The organism is Enterococcus sp. 1001283B150225_161107_E12 (assembly GCF_015556925.1).
GTDB classification, from domain to species: domain Bacteria; phylum Bacillota; class Bacilli; order Lactobacillales; family Enterococcaceae; genus Enterococcus_B; species Enterococcus_B mundtii.
This window is the reverse complement of sequence record NZ_JADNNI010000030.1, coordinates 1-1,627: the sequence shown is the minus strand read 5'-3', so window position 1 is coordinate 1,627 and position 1,627 is coordinate 1. Positions and strand designations below refer to the sequence as shown.

General features: G+C 53.0%; 1 rRNA gene. It reads right to left on the bottom strand.

The features are described 5' to 3' along the window. Positions 1 to 66: 66 nt before the first annotated feature. A 16S ribosomal RNA gene (locus tag I2F89_RS15255) occupies positions 67 to 1,627 on the bottom strand.

Genomic DNA, 1,627 nt, shown 5'->3' with positions numbered 1-1,627 from the left:
AGAGTAGACCTCTCAAAACTGAACAAAGTATCGACAAACGTGTGTAGTCTCCGTAATATTCCTTAGAAAGGAGGTGATCCAGCCGCACCTTCCGATACGGCTACCTTGTTACGACTTCACCCCAATCATCTATCCCACCTTAGGCGGCTGGCTCCAAAAAGGTTACCTCACCGACTTCGGGTGTTACAAACTCTCGTGGTGTGACGGGCGGTGTGTACAAGGCCCGGGAACGTATTCACCGCGGCGTGCTGATCCGCGATTACTAGCGATTCCGGCTTCATGTAGGCGAGTTGCAGCCTACAATCCGAACTGAGAGAAGCTTTAAGAGATTAGCTTAGCCTCGCGACTTCGCGACTCGTTGTACTTCCCATTGTAGCACGTGTGTAGCCCAGGTCATAAGGGGCATGATGATTTGACGTCATCCCCACCTTCCTCCGGTTTGTCACCGGCAGTCTTGCTAGAGTGCCCAACTAAATGATGGCAACTAACAATAAGGGTTGCGCTCGTTGCGGGACTTAACCCAACATCTCACGACACGAGCTGACGACAACCATGCACCACCTGTCACTTTGCCCCCGAAGGGGAAGCTCTATCTCTAGAGTGGTCAAAGGATGTCAAGACCTGGTAAGGTTCTTCGCGTTGCTTCGAATTAAACCACATGCTCCACCGCTTGTGCGGGCCCCCGTCAATTCCTTTGAGTTTCAACCTTGCGGTCGTACTCCCCAGGCGGAGTGCTTAATGCGTTAGCTGCAGCACTGAAGGGCGGAAACCCTCCAACACTTAGCACTCATCGTTTACGGCGTGGACTACCAGGGTATCTAATCCTGTTTGCTCCCCACGCTTTCGAGCCTCAGCGTCAGTTACAGACCAGAGAGCCGCCTTCGCCACTGGTGTTCCTCCATATATCTACGCATTTCACCGCTACACATGGAATTCCACTCTCCTCTTCTGCACTCAAGTCTCCCAGTTTCCAATGACCCTCCCCGGTTGAGCCGGGGGCTTTCACATCAGACTTAAGAAACCGCCTGCGCTCGCTTTACGCCCAATAAATCCGGACAACGCTTGCCACCTACGTATTACCGCGGCTGCTGGCACGTAGTTAGCCGTGGCTTTCTGGTTAGATACCGTCAAGGGGTGAACAGTTACTCTCACCCTTGTTCTTCTCTAACAACAGAGTTTTACGATCCGAAAACCTTCTTCACTCACGCGGCGTTGCTCGGTCAGACTTTCGTCCATTGCCGAAGATTCCCTACTGCTGCCTCCCGTAGGAGTTTGGGCCGTGTCTCAGTCCCAATGTGGCCGATCACCCTCTCAGGTCGGCTATGCATCGTGGCCTTGGTGAGCCGTTACCTCACCAACTAGCTAATGCACCGCGGGTCCATCCATCAGCGGCACCGTAAAGCGCCTTTCAAAACGAAACCATGCGGTTTCGATTGTTATACGGTATTAGCACCTGTTTCCAAGTGTTATCCCCTTCTGATGGGCAGGTTACCCACGTGTTACTCACCCGTTCGCCACTCCTCTTTTCCCGGTGGAGCAAGCTCCGGTGGGAAAAGAAGCGTTCGACTTGCATGTATTAGGCACGCCGCCAGCGTTCGTCCTGAGCCAGGATCAAACTCTCATAATA